16 protein-coding genes are annotated in these 17,521 nt (G+C 41.9%); 5 read left to right on the top strand and 11 right to left on the bottom strand.

Translation table 11 applies throughout. The features are described from left to right. The first annotated feature begins 36 nt into the window (after positions 1 to 36). The 3 genes from VL20_RS16245 to VL20_RS16235 all read left to right on the top strand — a co-directional run bounded on the left by VL20_RS16245 (position 37) and on the right by VL20_RS16235 (position 3,863). A complete protein-coding gene (locus VL20_RS16245; protein ID WP_052277100.1) occupies positions 37 to 741 on the top strand; it encodes a DUF1997 domain-containing protein in 705 nt (234 codons plus the stop codon). A 152-nt stretch (positions 742 to 893) separates the two neighbouring features. Further along, the gene (gene typA / locus VL20_RS16240; RefSeq protein WP_002796752.1) at positions 894 to 2,687 is read left to right on the top strand and encodes a translational GTPase TypA; all 1,794 of its coding nucleotides are present in this window, start codon (positions 894 to 896) and stop codon (positions 2,685 to 2,687) included. A gap of 216 nt (positions 2,688 to 2,903) precedes the next feature. Further along, positions 2,904 to 3,863, top strand: a complete 960-nt coding sequence (locus VL20_RS16235) for a ribose-phosphate pyrophosphokinase (protein WP_249264883.1) — start codon at positions 2,904 to 2,906, stop codon at positions 3,861 to 3,863. A 53-nt stretch (positions 3,864 to 3,916) separates the two neighbouring features. On the opposite strand, the gene lepB is transcribed toward VL20_RS16235, so the two are convergent. Next, positions 3,917 to 4,519 (bottom strand): signal peptidase I, encoded by a 603-nt coding sequence (lepB, locus tag VL20_RS16230; RefSeq protein ID WP_052277098.1) that lies wholly within the window; start codon positions 4,517 to 4,519, stop codon positions 3,917 to 3,919. A gap of 368 nt (positions 4,520 to 4,887) precedes the next feature. On the opposite strand from lepB, the gene VL20_RS16225 reads away from it, so the two are divergent. Together VL20_RS16225 and VL20_RS16220 are read left to right on the top strand one after the other, a co-directional pair. Continuing rightward, positions 4,888 to 7,059, top strand: coding sequence for an EF-hand domain-containing protein (locus VL20_RS16225; RefSeq protein WP_052277097.1), 2,172 nt, complete (start codon positions 4,888 to 4,890; stop codon positions 7,057 to 7,059). A gap of 672 nt (positions 7,060 to 7,731) precedes the next feature. Next, entirely contained in the window at positions 7,732 to 9,018 is a 1,287-nt protein-coding gene (locus VL20_RS16220; RefSeq protein WP_052277096.1) for an RNA-guided endonuclease InsQ/TnpB family protein, read from the top strand. Here VL20_RS16220 and VL20_RS16215 read toward each other — a convergent pair. From VL20_RS16215 to VL20_RS16170, 10 genes are all read right to left on the bottom strand, one after another. Beyond that, positions 8,989 to 9,576 (bottom strand): DUF2290 domain-containing protein, encoded by a 588-nt coding sequence (locus tag VL20_RS16215; protein WP_052277095.1) that lies wholly within the window; start codon positions 9,574 to 9,576, stop codon positions 8,989 to 8,991. The genes VL20_RS16220 and VL20_RS16215 overlap by 30 nt on opposite strands. 7 nt (positions 9,577 to 9,583) lie before the next feature. Next, positions 9,584 to 11,683 (bottom strand): DEAD/DEAH box helicase, encoded by a 2,100-nt coding sequence (locus VL20_RS16210; RefSeq protein WP_052277094.1) that lies wholly within the window; start codon positions 11,681 to 11,683, stop codon positions 9,584 to 9,586. Positions 11,684 to 11,846: 163 nt separating this feature from the next. Next, a complete protein-coding gene (locus tag VL20_RS16205) occupies positions 11,847 to 12,509 on the bottom strand; it encodes a Na(+)/H(+) antiporter subunit B (RefSeq protein WP_052277093.1) in 663 nt (220 codons plus the stop codon). Further along, positions 12,509 to 13,051, bottom strand: a complete 543-nt coding sequence (locus VL20_RS16200) for a DUF4040 domain-containing protein (RefSeq protein ID WP_052277092.1) — start codon at positions 13,049 to 13,051, stop codon at positions 12,509 to 12,511. Before VL20_RS16200 ends, VL20_RS16205 begins: the two co-directional genes overlap by 1 nt. An 8-nt stretch (positions 13,052 to 13,059) precedes the next feature. Further along, on the bottom strand, positions 13,060 to 13,329 hold the full coding sequence (locus VL20_RS16195; RefSeq protein ID WP_002752066.1) for a monovalent cation/H(+) antiporter subunit G: 270 nt from the start codon (positions 13,327 to 13,329) through the stop codon (positions 13,060 to 13,062). After that, positions 13,326 to 13,577: a hypothetical protein gene (locus tag VL20_RS16190; RefSeq protein WP_002771873.1), complete on the bottom strand. Its 252-nt coding sequence runs from the start codon at positions 13,575 to 13,577 to the stop codon at positions 13,326 to 13,328. The genes VL20_RS16195 and VL20_RS16190 overlap by 4 nt, the downstream gene beginning before the upstream one ends. Next, positions 13,574 to 13,957, bottom strand: a complete 384-nt coding sequence (locus tag VL20_RS16185) for a Na+/H+ antiporter subunit E (RefSeq protein ID WP_052277091.1) — start codon at positions 13,955 to 13,957, stop codon at positions 13,574 to 13,576. The genes VL20_RS16190 and VL20_RS16185 overlap by 4 nt, the downstream gene beginning before the upstream one ends. Continuing rightward, positions 13,954 to 15,390, bottom strand: coding sequence for a cation:proton antiporter (locus tag VL20_RS16180; protein WP_052277090.1), 1,437 nt, complete (start codon positions 15,388 to 15,390; stop codon positions 13,954 to 13,956). The genes VL20_RS16185 and VL20_RS16180 overlap by 4 nt, the downstream gene beginning before the upstream one ends. Then, on the bottom strand, positions 15,387 to 15,734 hold the full coding sequence (locus VL20_RS16175) for an NADH-quinone oxidoreductase subunit K (RefSeq protein ID WP_002796737.1): 348 nt from the start codon (positions 15,732 to 15,734) through the stop codon (positions 15,387 to 15,389). Before VL20_RS16175 ends, VL20_RS16180 begins: the two co-directional genes overlap by 4 nt. Before the next feature lie 143 nt (positions 15,735 to 15,877). Then, complete coding sequence (locus VL20_RS16170; protein WP_052277089.1) at positions 15,878 to 17,344, bottom strand: cation:proton antiporter; 1,467 nt, start codon at positions 17,342 to 17,344, stop codon at positions 15,878 to 15,880. Positions 17,345 to 17,521: the final 177 nt, after the last annotated feature.

Here is a 17,521-nt window from a genome sequence, read left to right as displayed (position 1 = left end):
TGTTTCTAGTACTATCATTTGCCCAGTTTATAAGTCATGCAGCGTCCCCCCATTAACTCCCTAGCTCGCGAATCTGTAGAAGTCAAAGAAGACAATCAATTTCTCGGTTTTCAAACCCATTTTGCCGGATCTATGGATATGTATAGCAATCAGGACAAGGTTGCCGATTATCTCCGCGCTCACGAAGGTTGGTTTTGTCGTTGTGCCGAACCGATGAAAACTCTGCCCTTCGGTGACAATGGTTATATTATCACCATCGGTAAATATGGTGCTTTTGGCTATGAACTGGAGCCGAAAATCGCTGTGGTTCTAGAGCTGCCCGTCAATGGAGTCTATCATACTCGTAGTGTTCCCATTCCCGATCAACCGTTTTTGGGCTATCTAGTGGATTATCAGGCAATTATGAAACTAGAGGAAATGCCGCTATCTTCTCCTAGTCAGGAAATTGAGGCAATTTTTCGGCAACGAGGACGGGATATTCCGGCGGTTATCACCCAAGTCACCTGGGAACTGCGTATGGATGTTATGGTTAAGTTTCCCAAGTTTATTTATAAAATTCCCCGTCCCATTCTCCAAAAAACCGGTGATAAACTATTGACGCAAATTGTTCGCCAAGTTTCCCCCCGCTTAACCTACAAAGTTCAAGAGGATTTTCACTCTAGCTTCAATTTACCCCTACCCCCTGCCTCCAGTCGTCTTTTCTATCGTCTCGACTCCTGTGAGGGTGGGTTGCTTGCCTAGGGTTTGGGGAGTCTGTCAACAGTAATCAGTAGAGCTTGCTGATGGGAAAGCAAGGAAAAATAAAGATTTGCTAACGGTGCTGGTCAGTCTAAGCTAGAATTATTAAGAAATGTTTACTTGTAAAAATAAACCTAAGACTACTTCAATATTTTATGTCTCTGCCTATCCGTAACGTTGCTATCATTGCTCACGTTGACCACGGGAAAACCACCCTCGTCGATGCACTCCTCAAACAGTCGGGGATCTTTCGAGAAGGGGAAGATGTACCCACCTGCGTCATGGATTCCAATGACCTCGAAAGAGAACGCGGTATCACCATTCTGGCCAAAAACACCGCTGTTCGTTACCAAGACACCCTGATTAACATCGTCGATACTCCCGGTCACGCCGACTTTGGTGGCGAAGTGGAACGGGTTTTAGGTATGGTGGACGGTTGTATCCTGATTGTCGATGCTAACGAGGGGCCGATGCCCCAAACCCGTTTTGTGCTGAAAAAAGCCCTAGAAAAGGGATTAAGACCGATTGTCGTGGTCAATAAAATCGATCGCCCTAACGTCGATCCTAACCTAGCCGTGGACAAAGTTTTCGATCTGTTTGTGGAACTGGGTGCCGATGACGACCAATGTGATTTTACTACTCTGTTCGCTTCCGGGATGCAAGGATTCGCCAAAGAAAGCCTCGAAGACGAAGACAAAGATATGCAGCCCCTGTTTGAGGCGATTTTACACCACGTTCCACCACCGGCCGGGGACGTTAACAAACCCCTACAGCTGCAAGTAACCACCCTCGATTACTCGGAATACTTAGGACGCATCGTTATCGGCCGCATCCATAACGGCGTAATTAAAGCTGGTCAACAGGCTGCTTTAGTAAAGGATACGGGCGCGGTTGTCAAGGGTAAAATAACAAAACTTCTTGGTTTTGAGGGCCTCAAACGGGTGGAACTAAACGAGGCCAGCGCCGGTAATATCGTTGCTGTGGCTGGTTTTGCCGACGCTAACATCGGGGAAACCGTAACTTTAGCCGATGACCCGCAAGCTTTACCCCTAATTAAAGTTGATGAACCGACCCTACAAATGACCTTCTCGGTGAACGATTCTCCCTTTGCCGGTCAGGAAGGCACTTTTGTCACCTCGCGGCAAATTCGCGATCGTCTAATGCGAGAATTAGAAACTAACGTCGCTCTGCGGGTGGAAGAAAGTGATTCTGCCGAGAAATTCCTGGTTTCGGGCCGGGGAGAACTGCATTTAGGCATTCTCATCGAAACCATGCGTCGGGAAGGCTACGAATTCCAAGTATCCCAGCCGCAGGTTATCTATCGGGAAATTAACGGTCAACCCTGCGAACCCTACGAATACCTCGTTTTAGATGTACCCGAAGAAGCGGTGGGTTCCAGTATCGAACGTCTCGGCCAACGGAAAGGGGAAATGCAGGATATGCAGACGGGCAGCAATGGCCGTACTCAATTGGAATTCGTGATTCCGGCCCGAGGTTTAATCGGTTTCCGGGGCGAATTTATCCGTCTGAGTCGCGGTGAGGGGATTATGAACCATAGTTTTCTCGAATATCGTCCTTTCTCCGGGGAATTAGCCACCCGTTACAATGGCGTGATTACTGCCTTTGAGGAAGGAGTCGCCACTTTCTACGCCCTCAAAAACGCCGAGGACCGGGGGGTATTCTTTATTACTCCGGGGACAAAAGTGTATAAAAACATGATTATCGGCGAAAGCAACCGACCCCAGGACGTGGAGATCAATATCTGCAAAACTAAACAGTTAACTAACCATCGTTCCGCCACCGGGGATGAATTGGTTCAGTTACAATCCCCCGTGGATATGAGTCTCGAACGCGCCCTCGAATACATCGGACCAGATGAGTTGGTAGAAATTACCCCGAAATCGATCCGTCTGCGTAAATTACCGGTGAAAAAGTTAGCCAAACGTTAATCGGTTTTGACAAAATCTGGCGGCAATTTTGCCATGGCCGTTGCTGCCCCTTTTAGCAGCAATGGCTCGAAGATGATCGGTAATTGGTTATGATTGAGATCTAACAAAGAAATCCACTCAGATTTTCAACAAAACTGAGATGATAGAAAAAAGTGCCTTGAGTTTGAGGGTAAAGAATCTGCTGTGAGCTATTCTGCTACTTTGATGCGACATCCGATGTTTCCCGCCGCGTCGGACAGCAATCGTCTTCGTCTCTTTTCGGGATCCGCTAATGTACCTCTCGCCCAAGAGGTGGCCCGTTATCTGGGTATGGATGTGGGGCCGATGATTCGTAAACGTTTCGCCGATGGTGAATTGTACATCCAGATTCAGGAATCGATCCGCGGCTGTGATGTCTATTTAATTCAACCCTGTTGCAATCCCGTCAACGATCATTTGATGGAATTGTTGATCATGATTGATGCCTGTCGTCGTGCTTCTGCCCGACAAATTACCGCCGTAATTCCCTATTATGGTTATGCTCGCGCCGATCGCAAAACCGCTGGCCGGGAATCGATCGCCGCTAAACTGGTGGCTAATCTGATCACGGAAGCGGGGGCAAGTCGCGTGTTGGCCATGGATTTGCATTCGGCCCAAATTCAAGGTTATTTCGATATTCCCTTCGATCACGTTTATGGTTCCCCAGTGGTGGTGGACTATCTTCTCAGTAAAAAATTACCCGATATCGTCGTGGTTTCTCCCGATGTGGGTGGGGTGGCTAGGGCGCGGGCCTTTGCCAAAAAACTCAATGATGCGCCCCTGGCAATTATTGATAAACGCCGGCAAACCCATAATGTGGCGGAAGTGATGAACTTGATCGGCGATGTTAAGGATAAAACGGCGGTTTTAGTCGATGATATGATCGATACGGCCGGTACGATCGCTCAAGGGGCGCAGTTACTGAAAGCCAAGGGGGCGCGACAGGTTTATGCTTGTGCCACCCATCCGGTTTTTTCTGGCCCTGCGATCGAGCGTTTATCCAGTGGTATAGTCGAGGAAGTGATCGTTACTAACACGATTCCCGTGCCGCAAGAACATTTTTTCCCGCAACTGAAAGTCTTGCCGGTTGCCCCGATTCTGGGTGAGGCCATATGGCGCATTCATGAGGACAATTCCGTGAGTAATATGTTCAAATAGATGGCCGAATCCCCCTAGTTTTAGGGGGAATTTTTATATTGATTTTCTTGACGTTAATTCTGATTTGTGGCAGCGTCGGGGTTGTCAAGTCCTCCCAGACGATTGAAGGGCCAAAAACGCACCACAGCGCGACCGATTAAGTTTTCCCGAGGAACGAAGCCCCAAGCGTGGGAATCATAACTATTATTGCGATTATCGCCCAAAACCAAATATTGATCGGGGGGAACTGTCACCGGTCCGAAAGTATAATTAGGTTCTTCGGCGATATACTTTTCCGCTAAAACTTTACCGTTGACGTGAACTAGACCGTTTTTGACTTCCACCTTATCCCCCGGCAGTCCAATCACCCGTTTAATAAAAGCATCCTGAAAATTTTGAGCTTTCAGGGCGGCTGTCGGACTAAAAACCACGATATCACCCCGTTCTGGCTTATGAAAATGATAGCTAACTTTCTCGATAATTAGGCGATCGTTAATCTGGAGAGTGGGTTCCATGGAAGAAGAGGGAATATAACGGGCCTCGGCCACAAAAGTGCGGATGCCAAAGGCCAAAATTCCAGCCGTGACAATGGTTTTAACTGCTTCTAGCCAAGGATTTTCTTGGGGGACGGGAGGAGGAGAAGGTTTTTCGGATTTATGGTTCAAGCTTTCAGCCATAGAATTTTAACTTTTGAGAAGAATTAAGCTAATGCGCTCTTTAATGTTCTAGTTTAGTGATATTAACACCGTAGATATTATTTTAAGACAATCTCCCTACATCTACCGGATCACTGTTAATTTGTCAAGGCCGCATTCTGCTGCCGGAAGGGGAATTTCCTCGGGGGTAGAAAAAGGTAAGATTAGTCTATCAAAAAGAAGAGTTTTTCGCCGCTATTAAAGGAAAAGCTTGATAATTCGAGGATTAGACTCCTATCTCCCTTAAAAGTCGCTTCTACATCACTACTCAGATTTATTCTTGCACAAATTCCCGAATGATCGATTGAAAACTTGGATATTAATTTAGCAAAACGACTTGACTCAGATATATGTTTGCAAAAATTCCCGAACGCTCGATGCACTATCTGCGATGGGTTCTGACCATCGCTTGGTTAATTCTGATATTTTCTCTATTTTTTGACCCTATTTCGGCAAAATTAACCGATTCTAATAATCTTTCTAGTCCCCTGAGAGTTGATCCCGATCTGTGCATTAAAGTGCAGGGAGTTTGCTTACCCCAATCCTCCTATCAGTTAGGTGCGCCGATTTTTTGGGGAATAGTGGTTCCTAGTAGCATTTTTATCTTATTAGTATTCGGTCACGAACTCTGGCGGCGTATCTGTCCTTTATCCTTTCTTTCTCAAATACCGCGCGCTTTGGGTAAACAGCGTCAGAAAAAATACACCGATAAATCGGGGAAAGTCCGCTATGAAATCTATAAAGTGCCGAAAAACTCTTGGTTAGCCCGGAATTATCTCTATCTACAATTAAGTCTGTTATTTTTGGGTTTATGCGGACGGATTCTCTTTGATAATTCCGATCGCTTAGTCTTGGGTAGCTTTTTAATCTTTACTATTCTAGTGGCGATCTTTGTGGGTTATTGGTATGGGGGCAAATCTTGGTGTAACTATTTCTGTCCCATGAGTCCAGTGGAAAGGATTTACTGTGAACCGAGGGGTTTACTGAATAGCACCGCTCATGAAGACAGTCGCGGTGGGATTACTCAATCTATGTGTCGTATTGTCCATGAAGATGGTAGCGAACAAAGTGCCTGTGTTGCCTGTCAGAGTCCCTGTATCGATATCGATGCGGAAAGAGCCTATTGGGATGGGATAACCAACAGAGATCGCCAATGGCTTTATTACGGTTATTTTGGCTTAGTTTTTGGCTATGTTATCTATTATTATCTCTATGCTGGCAATTGGGACTATTATTTCTCTGGAGCTTGGGCGCACGAAGAAAATCAACTAGAATCCCTCTTTCAACCGGGTTTTTATCTTGCTGGTCAGGCAATTGCGATTCCGAAGCTGGTAGCTGTCCCCTTAACTTTGGCAATCTGCACTTTTTTGGGTTACTTTCTCGGTAAAAAAGTTGAAAATGCCTACAAAGTCGATAGAATTCGCAAAAAGTCGCCTTTAACTACAGAAATTATCCGTCACCGCGTCTTTACTGTCGGAACTTTTCTGATTTTCAATTTCTTCTTTATTTTCGCTGGTCGTCCTTTTATTAATCTTTTGCCAAAATTTTGGTATTATTTCGCTGATATTTTACCGGCTGTTTTGAGTAGTTTATGGTTATATCGCACTTGGACAAGGAATCCGGGTCTTTACCAACGGGAAGGACTCGCGGGAAGATTGCGTAAACAGTTGGGTAAACTGGGTCTCGATACTGCTAAATATCTCGATCGGCGATCGCTGGAAGCTTTGGATGCGGATGAGGTGTATGTGTTAGCCAAGATACTGCCGGATTTCACACACCAGAAGTGTTTAAAAGCCTATAAAGCCTTGTTAAAAGAGGCTTTGGAGGAGGGATATACTGACTTCGGCCACAGCCTCGAAATCCTAGAACAAATGCGCTTAGAGTTGACGATTACCGAGGCCGAACATCAGGCAATTCTAACGGAGTTGGGTGTGGAATCGGCCGAACTTCTCGATCCGGACAAGCAGTATAGTCGCGAGGATTGGTTGCGTTTGCAGAGTTACCGCGATGCTTTGTTGGAAAGTTTGTTGGTGACTTGGAAAAAAGACCCCGATCGCCAGGTGGGATCGGAATTGCTGGAAGTGTTAACCGGTAAGAGTTCCAGGGAGGCGATCGAGCATTTATTGACGGAATTGCCGGCCGCAGAAACGGAAACTGTCGAGTCTTTGCGTCGCCAGTACGGAGTTACTGGTCAGGAGGAGGAAACGATTCTCCATCGTCCTCTGGCCCGTCAATTATGGCGAAATATCGCCCGCGCTTTTCAGGTCTTTGATCGTCTATCTTTTAGTAGTGACAGCGATCGTGATCAACAGGAAAGAATTTTATTGGAAAGATTCCAGCTATTTGATAGTGATGGTTCGGGACAAATTAGCCTTGAGGAGTTAAAAGCTTATCTTCAGGCGATCGAACCAGGGGTGACAGACAAGGAAATCGAAGCTATGTTACAGCAGGCCGATACTGGTCGCGATCATCAGATTAGTTTTCAGGAATTTCGCGATCTACTGCACCAATTCCACAAATAAACTGTCTTCAGTTAAGGAGTCTTTATTTTCCCTGACTCCTTTAATTCTCTCAAAAAATAGCTGTTCGCAGGCAGGCACGGATTACCATTATACTAGAAAGTATAAGTCAAGTTGAGGGATTTTGTCAAGCTTTTTTAAGAAAAAATTTCGAGGTTTTGCTGAACTGTATGAGGGTAAATCCGATAGGGACTATAGAGAGGGAGATTTAATGGCAAAATGTAGTATATTTGTTTTTATTTCAGTTATGGTTTCTGGAAATCGCTGATTGTTAAAATTGATCTGCTCGGAATATAGATGATAGGCTGTATTGTAAAAGTTACCTAAAATGTCGGATGAATGCCCCCGCTAGATTTTTCGACAAGATAAGTAGTCGTGCAAAATTAATTTCCTAGTCGAGACAGGAGACAGGAGACTCCGAGACAGGAGACGGGAGACGGGAGAAGGGAGACAGCTATTAGGGATCGGATTTGAGTTTTCAGTTCACTGTTTCCTCACACCAGAAGTCTGACGGAGTAGTGGCTTAGATGTGTAATTAATTTTGCTTAGGTACTTACTCACCTTTGCGGGGGATGAAATCCGACCAGGATATTAACTGCGAAGCACGATTTTAATACTACCATCTGTGGGTAAACTGTGTTATAATTAAACTATCCAATGGTCGAGGATTAATCAATGCTAGTCGTAGAAGCCAAGTTAAAAAACGGGACACCAGAACAATACCAAAAACTTGATGAAGCTATTAGAACTTCTCAGTTTGTACGTAACTCTTGTGTTCGTTATTGGATGGACAATAAGGGGACAACCCGTAATGATCTTCAAAAGCTTTGTGCTGTACTAGCAGACAATAAAGAGACACCATGGGTAAATAAATTAAACTCTCAAGCTCGTCAATCGGCTGCTGATAGAGCCTGGCAATCAATTAGTCGATTTTATCATAATTGTCATGCCAAGATACCAGGTAAAAAGGGTTTTCCCCGATTTAAAAAGCATAGTCGTTCTGTTGAATACAAATTAACGGGCTACAAACTATCTGATGACCGACGTAAAATCAGATTTACCGATGGCTTTAAAGCAGGAGAATTTGATTTATGGTGTAGTCAAAAGACATTAGTTTATTATTCAGAACAACAGATTAAACGGGTAAGAGTTGTTAGACGTGCTGACGGTTATTATTGCCAGTTTTTGATTGACGTAGAACGGCAAGAATACCATAAACCAACGGGACAAATAACAGGAATTGACTTAGGGTTAAAGGAATTTTATACCGATGCCCAAGGCAATACTGTAGAGAATCCACGTTATTTAAGAAAGTCAGAAAAACGACTGAAAAAAGCACAAAGGAGATTATCCAAAAAGTTTCGTCAAGGAAAGAAACAGTCTAAAAACTATCACAAGCAACGGATAAAAGTAGCTAAACTTCACTTGAAAGTATCAAGACAACGTAAAGACAAAGCAATTAAAGACGCTTTGGCGTTAGTCCAGTCTAATGATCTGGTAGTCTATGAGGCTTTAAAGGTAAGAAACTTAGTCAAAAACCGTAAGCTTGCCAAGTCGATTAGTGATGCTTCTTGGTATCAATTCACTGAATGGTTGAATTATTTTGCCAAGATTTATCGGATTGTTTGTGTTGCTGTTCCTCCCCATTTCACTAGCCAAGATTGTTCAGTTTGTGGGACGAGAGTTCAAAAAACATTAAGCACTAGAACTCATCAATGCCCCAATTGTAAAACAGTCTTAGATAGGGATCATAATGCAGCAATAAATATTCTTAAAAAAGGGTTGCAATATTTGGGAAATCATCTCAACGGTACTGTTGGGCAAACAGAAACCGACCCAAACGCCTTGGGAGAGTCCGGCCTCTGGATTCTTAATGGAGACATTGAGAATCTAAGCTGTCTCGTTGAACAAGGAATTTCCGATAGTGATAGGTCAAGAATCCCCCGTCACAGCGTAGCTTGACGGTGGGAGTATGTCAAGAAGGATAAAAGCAATAAATATGCTGGGTGTTAAAGGGGAGGACACTGGAATTCGGCAGTTTTTGAATTGTCCTAGGGTGAGATGACATCTGGGGTGATGAATCTCTTGAAAATTATCAGGATCGTAATCAAATCTAATCGGTACAGCTACAATATTTTTGGCGATAATATCGGCAAATATCTCGTCTTCTTCATATAGTTCTGGCTCATTTTGAAAAGATTCTAAATAAGGGGATGAGAAGAAAGCTAGTCTATGGGATAATAACTGCGATCCTTGGAAGCGATAAAGTAATTGAATCAAGGCTCCATCAATCATTTTAATATTATAATTCTTCCCGCGATCAAGCTCATCATAAATATCTTGATAGGCAACATTTTTTAGGGCAATGGATAAGTCGGAACTATTGGCATAGCTAATCTCAGAAATATTTTGACTCAATTTATTCAAAGTCGGAAAGTTCTGCTGACTTGATAATCCTACTTCTATCAATTTAGCCGTTAAATTTTTAACATCTTTAAAGATATTCTGAACATTAAGCATTTCTTAACTATTCTTGGAATATTTTGATAATTTCGTTTTTTTCATCTGATGAAAATTCTATACTTTTTAACTTGGCAATTAATTCTTGCTTTTCCCTGTCATTTTTATATCTCTTGGTATTAAGAGTATCTCGATAAACCTTCTTCATTTGTTGAAGTTCTTCGGGGGTTGGATAGGTAAACTCAAGAGCAAAATTTCTCGATTTAATTTCCTGAAATTCCCTCTCTAAAGCTGGCATATTTGCTCCATAACCAATAACTCTTAACCAAGCTTTACTTCTAGTCATCGCTGTAAATAAAATATTGCGGTTACTAGCAATTTGTGAACCAGATAAACATTCTTGAGCGTTAATGAAATAAACCATTGCCGCTTCATTGCCTTTTGCACGATAAATCTGTGTAAAAGCAATCGAGTTTTCTTGAAAAAACTCATCGGGAGAAGATGTGCTACCTGCTAAATGAGAATTAATATTTTTTGTAAATAACATTTCTCTAGCTTTTCCAAAAACGTTGCGAGCATTTTTAGGTATTGGATGGATAACCATAATATCTTGGCATCTTAATTCATCTTCCTTGAGATTCTTGGCAATTTGTTCCACTAGCCATTCAAATTGCTCCTGATTGTTATCGAAAGATTTAAAGTTGATAATATCATCGATAGAAGAATGTTCTTCAAGGAATTTAGGACTGGTTTTGGGGGTTCTAATCAGTTTAACAAATTCTCCTGATTTTAATTCTCCTTCTTCAACCTCATAACCAATATCTTGCCATAATTGACGATTATCAAACATTTGAATTAGTCCCTGTGGATAATAAACTCCAAAACCTAGAGCATGAGCAGAGGAAAGAATAGGACGAGAATTTCTGTAACAAGTATTTAAAACTACATCTTGTTGGGGTTCGCTGGGTAAATTCTCCAATTTAACTCTAGGATTACCATGGTTATCATTTCCAAAAATAACTTCGGGAGAATCCATGACTTTACTATTTAAGCTTTGCAACTCATCATAGGCATAAACTAAACGTTTATCATCTTTCAAGATTTCATAGCAGAGTCTTAAGAAGTCTTGAGGAAAATCTTGAGCTTCATCAATTAAAATAACATCATAATATTGATGAAAATTTTTAATCTCTCGCAAGGCTTTTTGACAGACAAACTCAAAAGGGTCTTCATTCAACAAATATGTTAGGTTGTTTGCTTGACTAAAATCTAAATATTCAATATTATGTCGTTTACATAGCTCATAATAAATTCCTTCTATCTCAGGACTTCCCCAAGCGTGAATAATTTTTACTTTTTCCCAGTCTGGTTCGGAATTTTTATGCTCATAACTAAACCGAGTAATTAAATCTTTGTATTGATCCTTTAACGAGCGTGTATAGAAGGTAACAGCAATATTCCAATCGGGATGAGTTGCATGAAGATAAGCTACTTTCAGCGCTAAGACAATTGTTTTTCCCGAACCTGCTAAACCTCTAATTCTTTGTACACCTTTAGTGGTTTCTAAAACAGCCTTATTTTGAGTTTCATCAAGATTAGCGATAGAATCTTCTAATTTTTTTAACTTTGCTCCCCTAGAATCTGGTTTAACAACATAACTGCGAGCGTCTTTTTTTCTAATGGTTGTAACAGCTTGTATAACTGAGTTGACTTTCTCGAAATATTCAGAATCATTGCCTTGACATTTCTTGATAAAATCATCAAGATCTTTATCTTTAATAAGAACAGGATATTCCTCTGGGTTAATTCCTTCTGGATAATTATTCCAAATCGGTGCATAGGTGGCTACAGAAATGTTAACTATTAGCTTTCTTTTTTGAACAAGCTCTTTATAAGACAGCAGTTTTGCTTCTAACTTGGTTATGCTCTCGTCTTGAGTGCCTTCAATATCCAAATCATAATTTTTTCCCTCATCAATATTAAAAATAATAACCCCTTGCTGACGAGAGACTAATAGAGCATCAATTTGATATCCTCCTTGGGGAGTTCCAATAATAGGATAGCCGATATACAATGTTCCCTCTATATCTGTTCTTTCCTCAAAATATTTAGCTAATCTTTGAGAAGATACAGGTTTAGCTGAAGAACCGCGAATAACGTTAACCATAATTTTTACCTCGGGAGTTCTTTTAGCAGAATCATTAGATGCCTATTGATTCTTGAGGAGGGCAACAAAATTACTATAGCATTTTTTCAACCATCAAGTCATGTTATGCTCATCGGTTAATCCCCAGTTTTGACCTAAAGCTATAGATATAGATATTAACCTCTCACAATAAACCGCGATAGCGGATAAAAACGAGGATTACTGCCCAGGAACCTAAAGCTACTTTAACGGCGACTAAAATATTTAGTATCGGTAAAATGCCGCCACTAAATAGCGCACCTAATTCCCCGTGGGGTAACTCAAATCCTGAGAGAGTAATGGCAGCCAAAACAATAAAAACTAAGACGGAAATTTTCTCCCATGTTGCCGCTTGCCAACGGCGATAAATTGCTTGCATCCATTCGGGAGACGAGGTAATTGCTATTAAACCAATTGCCGTACCTCCGGCGACTCCGGCGGCAAAACCTCCCCCCGGACTTAAATGTCCGCGGATAGCTAATTCAATGCCCACTAAAGCGGTAATTGTTGCCCCTAAACGGGCTAAAATAATTGAAGGTTGGTCGGTAAATTGATGGATTTTACTGGCGGGTTTTTCGGTGGCTAAAAGAAAATTTGCCCCCATAATGGCAATGGTAAAAACAACCACTTCATAGATGGTATCGTAGAGACGATTACGAAAAATCACTACCGAAACCGCATTAGGAACACCACCGTCGTCCACCAGGGATTTAACAATTTCTAAGGATGATACAGAGGAAGCAGTATTGGGAATAATTACCATTTTGACAGCGAAGGCAATGGCGGCTAGAGTGTAAATCCATTTCATTAGTGTTTCTCCTCTAATTTGGGGGTTTCAATACAAGTTAAAATCGTGTTGGCTGCCGTTAATTCATTTTTAAAAATATCGTAGAGATAGGGTAATCTAATTGTGATTTCGTAGGGGATAGTTTCTGGATTGTCTTGACGGATACAGACGGCATGAACATCCTTATCCATAAGTGCCTGTTGCAAAGCTTGTTTATCACTGTAGGCAACTAATTCTAAACGCATAAAACGTTTACTTAAAACCGTTTGTAGTTGAGTTTTTAACTGTTCTAAAACTGTATCGTTTTCCTCAGCAATTACTCCTAAACGCATCACTAAAGAAGAACGAATCGCCACCGCGTAGAGAGTTACAGCTAACATGGTTCCCATCAAAGCTTCGGTTAAAGATACATCTGCTGCCCCTAATAAAGCATAAACTAAGGCTGCTATTGCTCCCAAAACTCCACGAATTACTAAAGCTTGGTAGGGATTGGATTGTAACATCACCATCGCCGCAGTTAAAGGCAAGAGGGCAACAATAACATAGAGATAACTTTCATTCATCTTTAATTTTACTCTCGATCGCTAGAAGTATAAGCTAAAACGTAGCCTAACATGGTGTTCCAAATTGCTAGGGAAATTATTGCCAATAATAATAAAGGCCAATTTTGGGGAACTTTCAAAAGTAGCCCGAAAATAATCGCCATGGAACCCAAAGTATCAGCGACAGATAGACCGTGTAATTTATATAATACCGAGCGCTTGTCTAAAAGATGCGCCGTTCCCCAAAACCAGAAAAAAACTCCGATAGCGATGCAGATATAACTGAAAATGTCAATCATGATTCGTTCAATCGTTTAAGAATTTGTGCTAATAACATAAAACCGGCATTACCGACACTGAGAATAATCACTGCTACCACTCCAATCATCCAATCATCCCGCAGAACTGACACCACTAGAATAATAATCGATGATTTACTGGAAGCACTGGCAAAGGCGGCCATTTTTTGCCAGATGTCATCATTTCTTGCCACTTCATAAAGGGGAATTAATAAAGCGACAATCATGGCAATGAGAACAATATTCATCCCTGGGAACTCCGTTTAATTACATGAACTTCATAACCCTCATTTTCCTTGTATTCGGTGACGATAGTTTTCGGGGTAAAGGTAATCAGAAATATATCCCAAAAAGCTAATCTGGGTGAACGTTTACCAGAAATTCTCTCGAAAATAATTTCTTCTTCCTTGTGGGGACGAAAGATAATTTCAAACGCTTCTTTATAAGCTTGGGGAATAGCTATAAAGACTTTAATTATTACCTTTAACCAATCGCCTAAAGTTTCGCTAGAGGCGAAATTACGGGGCAAAAGAAAAGCAATAGCCACCCCGATCATAATATTAGCAGGGGTGAAATTAGCGGTGAGTAAAAACCACATAGTTAAACGCAGAATTATATGTCCGATCATGCTAAGACCATCCAAAATAATAGAACTAACATTATACTCATCATCCCGACGAGATGATCAAATTGTTCCCAGACCCGCGATAACTTTAGGGATAACTTTTTGAAAACTCCCAGATATAACCACCACCCGGCACCGATGACGGCTAAAGCTTTGATAATATTGAGGATATTATAAGCTTCAACATAGACAGCATTGGATAAAAATAGGGCGGCAAGGAGCAGAATTATTGCTATCCAGAAACCGATAGTTAGCTTCTGTTTACTTTCGCCACCGGCGTGGGGTAAAAAGATAAATTTAGCAAAGGAAATCGCCGTCCCCACCGCCACAAGATTGATCATAATCTCTTGCCAGGGGACTAAATTTTTCATCGTTAACGCTTTCGCTCCAAAACCGGATAATAGGGGGAATCCAGAGATAGAAAAACTAGCAACCACTAGGGCAATCCAGAGGGAATTAGGGATCGATTGTTGCTGTAATTCTTTAAAATTGCGACTGGGTAAAACTCCCGCTAACAGAAATAGGCAAGATTTAACTAAACCGTGGGTAAGGGTATAAAAACCACTGACTACCGGGGCGGCTAAAATAAAACCTAACTGGGAAATAGTATGGAAGGCTAACATCCGCTTGCTATCCTTTTCAAAAACTGCGTAGGATACGCCAAAAATCGCCGTTAGCACCCCCAAAAGCCGAATTAGTCCATCCAAATCCTCTAGGATTAAAGCACAGCGCAGGAGGGGAAAAATGCCAGCTTTTACCACCACCCCCGACATCAGCGCCGAGACGGAGGTTTCCGATTCCGAGTGTGTCATCGGTAGCCATAATCCCGAGACAAAGATTCCCCCTTTGACTAATAATCCCATGAAGATTAAAGCCAAGGCTTCGGGAGGTGCGCCCTTTAAACCAGCAAAAGCAAAGGAATTATTGGCTTTATAGACTAAAACTGCGCCAATAAGGTAAAATAACATCGCCACATTGCTGATAAACAGATAACGCAGGGCAACCCAGAGAGAGCGATCGCTGCGAGGATAGGCAATCACCAGAAAAGCGGCAATACTAATTACTTCTAAGGCAACGTAAACGCTAATAAAATCTTCACAGAGAAAGACAGAATTAATGCTGCCGTGGAGAATGATAGCTTGGGCGTAAAAAAAGGCGGTTTTGCTACTTTCCCAGTTATAAAAAATAACTGCCATCGTCACCAGGGCATTGGTGAGGATAAAATAGGCACTTAACTGATCGGCTACCAGTTTCACGCCATAATTATCCAGTAGGTTGAGGGTTATGGGGGAGGATTGGCTAAATAGAAGGAGAGAATAGGCGAGAGAGATAATAGTGGCGGCGAGAGCCAGATATTTGTCTAATCGGGGCAATAAATAGATGATAAAGCCGATCAAAAAGGGTAAACTTATCCAAGCGATCGTTAAAGTATTCATGGTGTGTTATTTTTTTCTATCTCGCTGCTGTCGAGGGTGGGGTTATCTTTGGCTAATTTCATCACTCCCACCAGCATTAACGCCTGAATCGAAAAACCGATGACGATCGCTGTTAAAATCACTGCTTGGGGTACAGGATCGGCGTAATTTTGCTGTTTAACTGTACCGAGGATGGGAGTAAATAAACCGTCACGGGAAGAAATCACCACATAGTAGGCGATAACGCCGGTACTCATGACATCCATGGCGATAATCTTCATGATTAAGTTTTTTTTCAGGAATGTTCCTAAAAATCCGCACAAAACGGTGGCGAATACAAACAACTCTAGCAGGGGAATCGTCACTGGGCTTCTTGATTAGATTTGGTTATGAGTCAAAATACTTTTTCTAATTATCCTCGATCGAGTCCCAATTGATCAAAAAATTCTCAGGCTTTGCCGCTTCTCCCTTGAATAATCGGTAAATTGGTGAAGATCTATAGTTAGTATTAGCTAAAAGCTAGGAATGAGGGAGCTAATTGGGCTAGGATTAAAGAAAACAAAAGCATTAACATAACAGCCATCATACCGACGAGATTATCAAATTGTTCCCCAGCTTTTGATAATTGTAAGGACAGCTTTTTAAATATCCCTAGATACAACCCCCAACCGATAGCAATAATCCCTAAAGCTTTGCTGATATTTCCCAGGTTGTAGGCATCGAAATAGACAGCATTGGCTATAAACAAGGCAGTTAACAATAGTATTATTCCTAACCATCCACTCAAGGTTAACTTTCTCCCAGTGGTAACTTTTGCGTGGGGTAAAAAGATAAATTTGGCAGTGGCGATCGCTGTACCTACGGCTGCTAAATTGATGGCTACCTCTTGCCAAGGTAATAAATTTTTCATCGTTAACGCTTTCGCCCCAAAACCGGATAATAAGGGGAATCCAGAGATGGAAAAACTGGCGATAACAATAGCAATCCAGAGGGAATTAGGGATCGCTTGTTGCTGTAATTCTTTAAAATTGCGACTGGGTAAAACTCCCACTAATAGAAATAGGGAAGATTTAACTAATCCGTGGGTAAGGGTATAAAAACCGCTTACCGGTGGGGCAGCCAAAATAAAACCCAGCTGCACGATCGTGCTAAAGGCTAACATCCGCTTGCTATCCTTTTCAAAAACTGCGTAGGATACGCCAAAAATCGCCGTTAGCACCCCCAAAAGCCGAATTAGTCCATCCAAATCCTCTAGGATTAAAGCACAGCGCAGGAGGGGAAAAATGCCAGCTTTTACCACCACCCCCGACATCAGCGCCGAGACGGAGGTTTCCGATTCCGAGTGTGTCATCGGTAGCCATAATCCCGAGACAAAGATTCCCCCTTTGACTAATAATCCCATGAAGATTAAAGCCAAGGCTTCGGGAGGTGCGCCCTTTAAACCAGCAAAAGCAAAGGAATTATTGGCTTTATAGACTAAAACTGCGCCAATAAGGTAAAATAACATCGCCACATTGCTGATAAACAGATAACGCAGGGCAACCCAGAGAGAGCGATCGCTGCGAGGGTAGGCAATCACCAGAAAAGCGGCAATACTAATTACTTCTAAGGCAACGTAAACGCTAATAAAATCCTCACAGACGAAGACAGAATTAATGCTGCCGTGGAGAATGATAGCTTGGGCGTAAAAAAAGGCGGTTTTGCTACTTTCCCAGTTATAAAAAATAACTGCCATCGTCACCAGGGCATTAGTGAGGATAAAATAGGCACTTAACTGATCGGCTACCAGTTTCACGCCATAATTATCCAGTAGGTTGAGGGTTATGGGGGAGGATTGGCTAAATAGAAGGAGAGAATAGGCGAGAGAGATAACAGAAGTAATTAAGGACAGATATTTAGCCCAGCGAGACAGTAAATAGCCAATAAAGCCGCTCAAAAAGGGAACGACTATCCAAGCGATCGTTAGAGTATTCATGGTGTAGGATTTTCTGATCTTTACTTTGTCTAGGGCAGGGTTTTCCTAGACTAATCTGCTCAATTTCACCAGCAAAGATACTTTTTCTAATTATCCTCGATCGAGTCCTATTGATCAAGAATTTTTCGGGTGGCAAATAGATTGTTTTGGATCTATAATTATTATTGAAAAAAATAA

Source organism: Microcystis panniformis FACHB-1757, assembly GCF_001264245.1.
Lineage (GTDB): Bacteria > Cyanobacteriota > Cyanobacteriia > Cyanobacteriales > Microcystaceae > Microcystis > Microcystis panniformis.
The sequence above is the reverse complement of the archived record's forward strand: the minus strand, read 5'-3'. Positions and strand labels throughout refer to the sequence as shown.

Coding starts and splice junctions, on each gene's coding strand:
- VL20_RS16210 (WP_052277094.1), bottom strand. CDS start 11,683: ATGGTTAACGTTATTCGCGGTTCTTCAGCTAAACCTGTATCTTCTCAA.
- VL20_RS16215 (WP_052277095.1), bottom strand. CDS start 9,576: ATGCTTAATGTTCAGAATATCTTTAAAGATGTTAAAAATTTAACGGCT.
- VL20_RS16190 (WP_002771873.1), bottom strand. CDS start 13,577: ATGAATATTGTTCTCATTGCCATGATTGTCGCTTTATTAATTCCCCTT.
- VL20_RS16225 (WP_052277097.1), top strand. CDS start 4,888: ATGTTTGCAAAAATTCCCGAACGCTCGATGCACTATCTGCGATGGGTT.
- VL20_RS16200 (WP_052277092.1), bottom strand. CDS start 13,051: ATGAATGAAAGTTATCTCTATGTTATTGTTGCCCTCTTGCCTTTAACT.
- VL20_RS16245 (WP_052277100.1), top strand. CDS start 37: ATGCAGCGTCCCCCCATTAACTCCCTAGCTCGCGAATCTGTAGAAGTC.
- VL20_RS16205 (WP_052277093.1), bottom strand. CDS start 12,509: ATGAAATGGATTTACACTCTAGCCGCCATTGCCTTCGCTGTCAAAATG.
- VL20_RS16185 (WP_052277091.1), bottom strand. CDS start 13,957: ATGATCGGACATATAATTCTGCGTTTAACTATGTGGTTTTTACTCACC.
- lepB (WP_052277098.1), bottom strand. CDS start 4,519: ATGGCTGAAAGCTTGAACCATAAATCCGAAAAACCTTCTCCTCCTCCC.
- VL20_RS16220 (WP_052277096.1), top strand. CDS start 7,732: ATGCTAGTCGTAGAAGCCAAGTTAAAAAACGGGACACCAGAACAATAC.
- typA (WP_002796752.1), top strand. CDS start 894: ATGTCTCTGCCTATCCGTAACGTTGCTATCATTGCTCACGTTGACCAC.
- VL20_RS16235 (WP_249264883.1), top strand. CDS start 2,904: ATGTTTCCCGCCGCGTCGGACAGCAATCGTCTTCGTCTCTTTTCGGGA.
- VL20_RS16170 (WP_052277089.1), bottom strand. CDS start 17,344: ATGAATACTCTAACGATCGCTTGGATAGTCGTTCCCTTTTTGAGCGGC.
- VL20_RS16180 (WP_052277090.1), bottom strand. CDS start 15,390: ATGAATACTTTAACGATCGCTTGGATAAGTTTACCCTTTTTGATCGGC.
- VL20_RS16195 (WP_002752066.1), bottom strand. CDS start 13,329: ATGATTGACATTTTCAGTTATATCTGCATCGCTATCGGAGTTTTTTTC.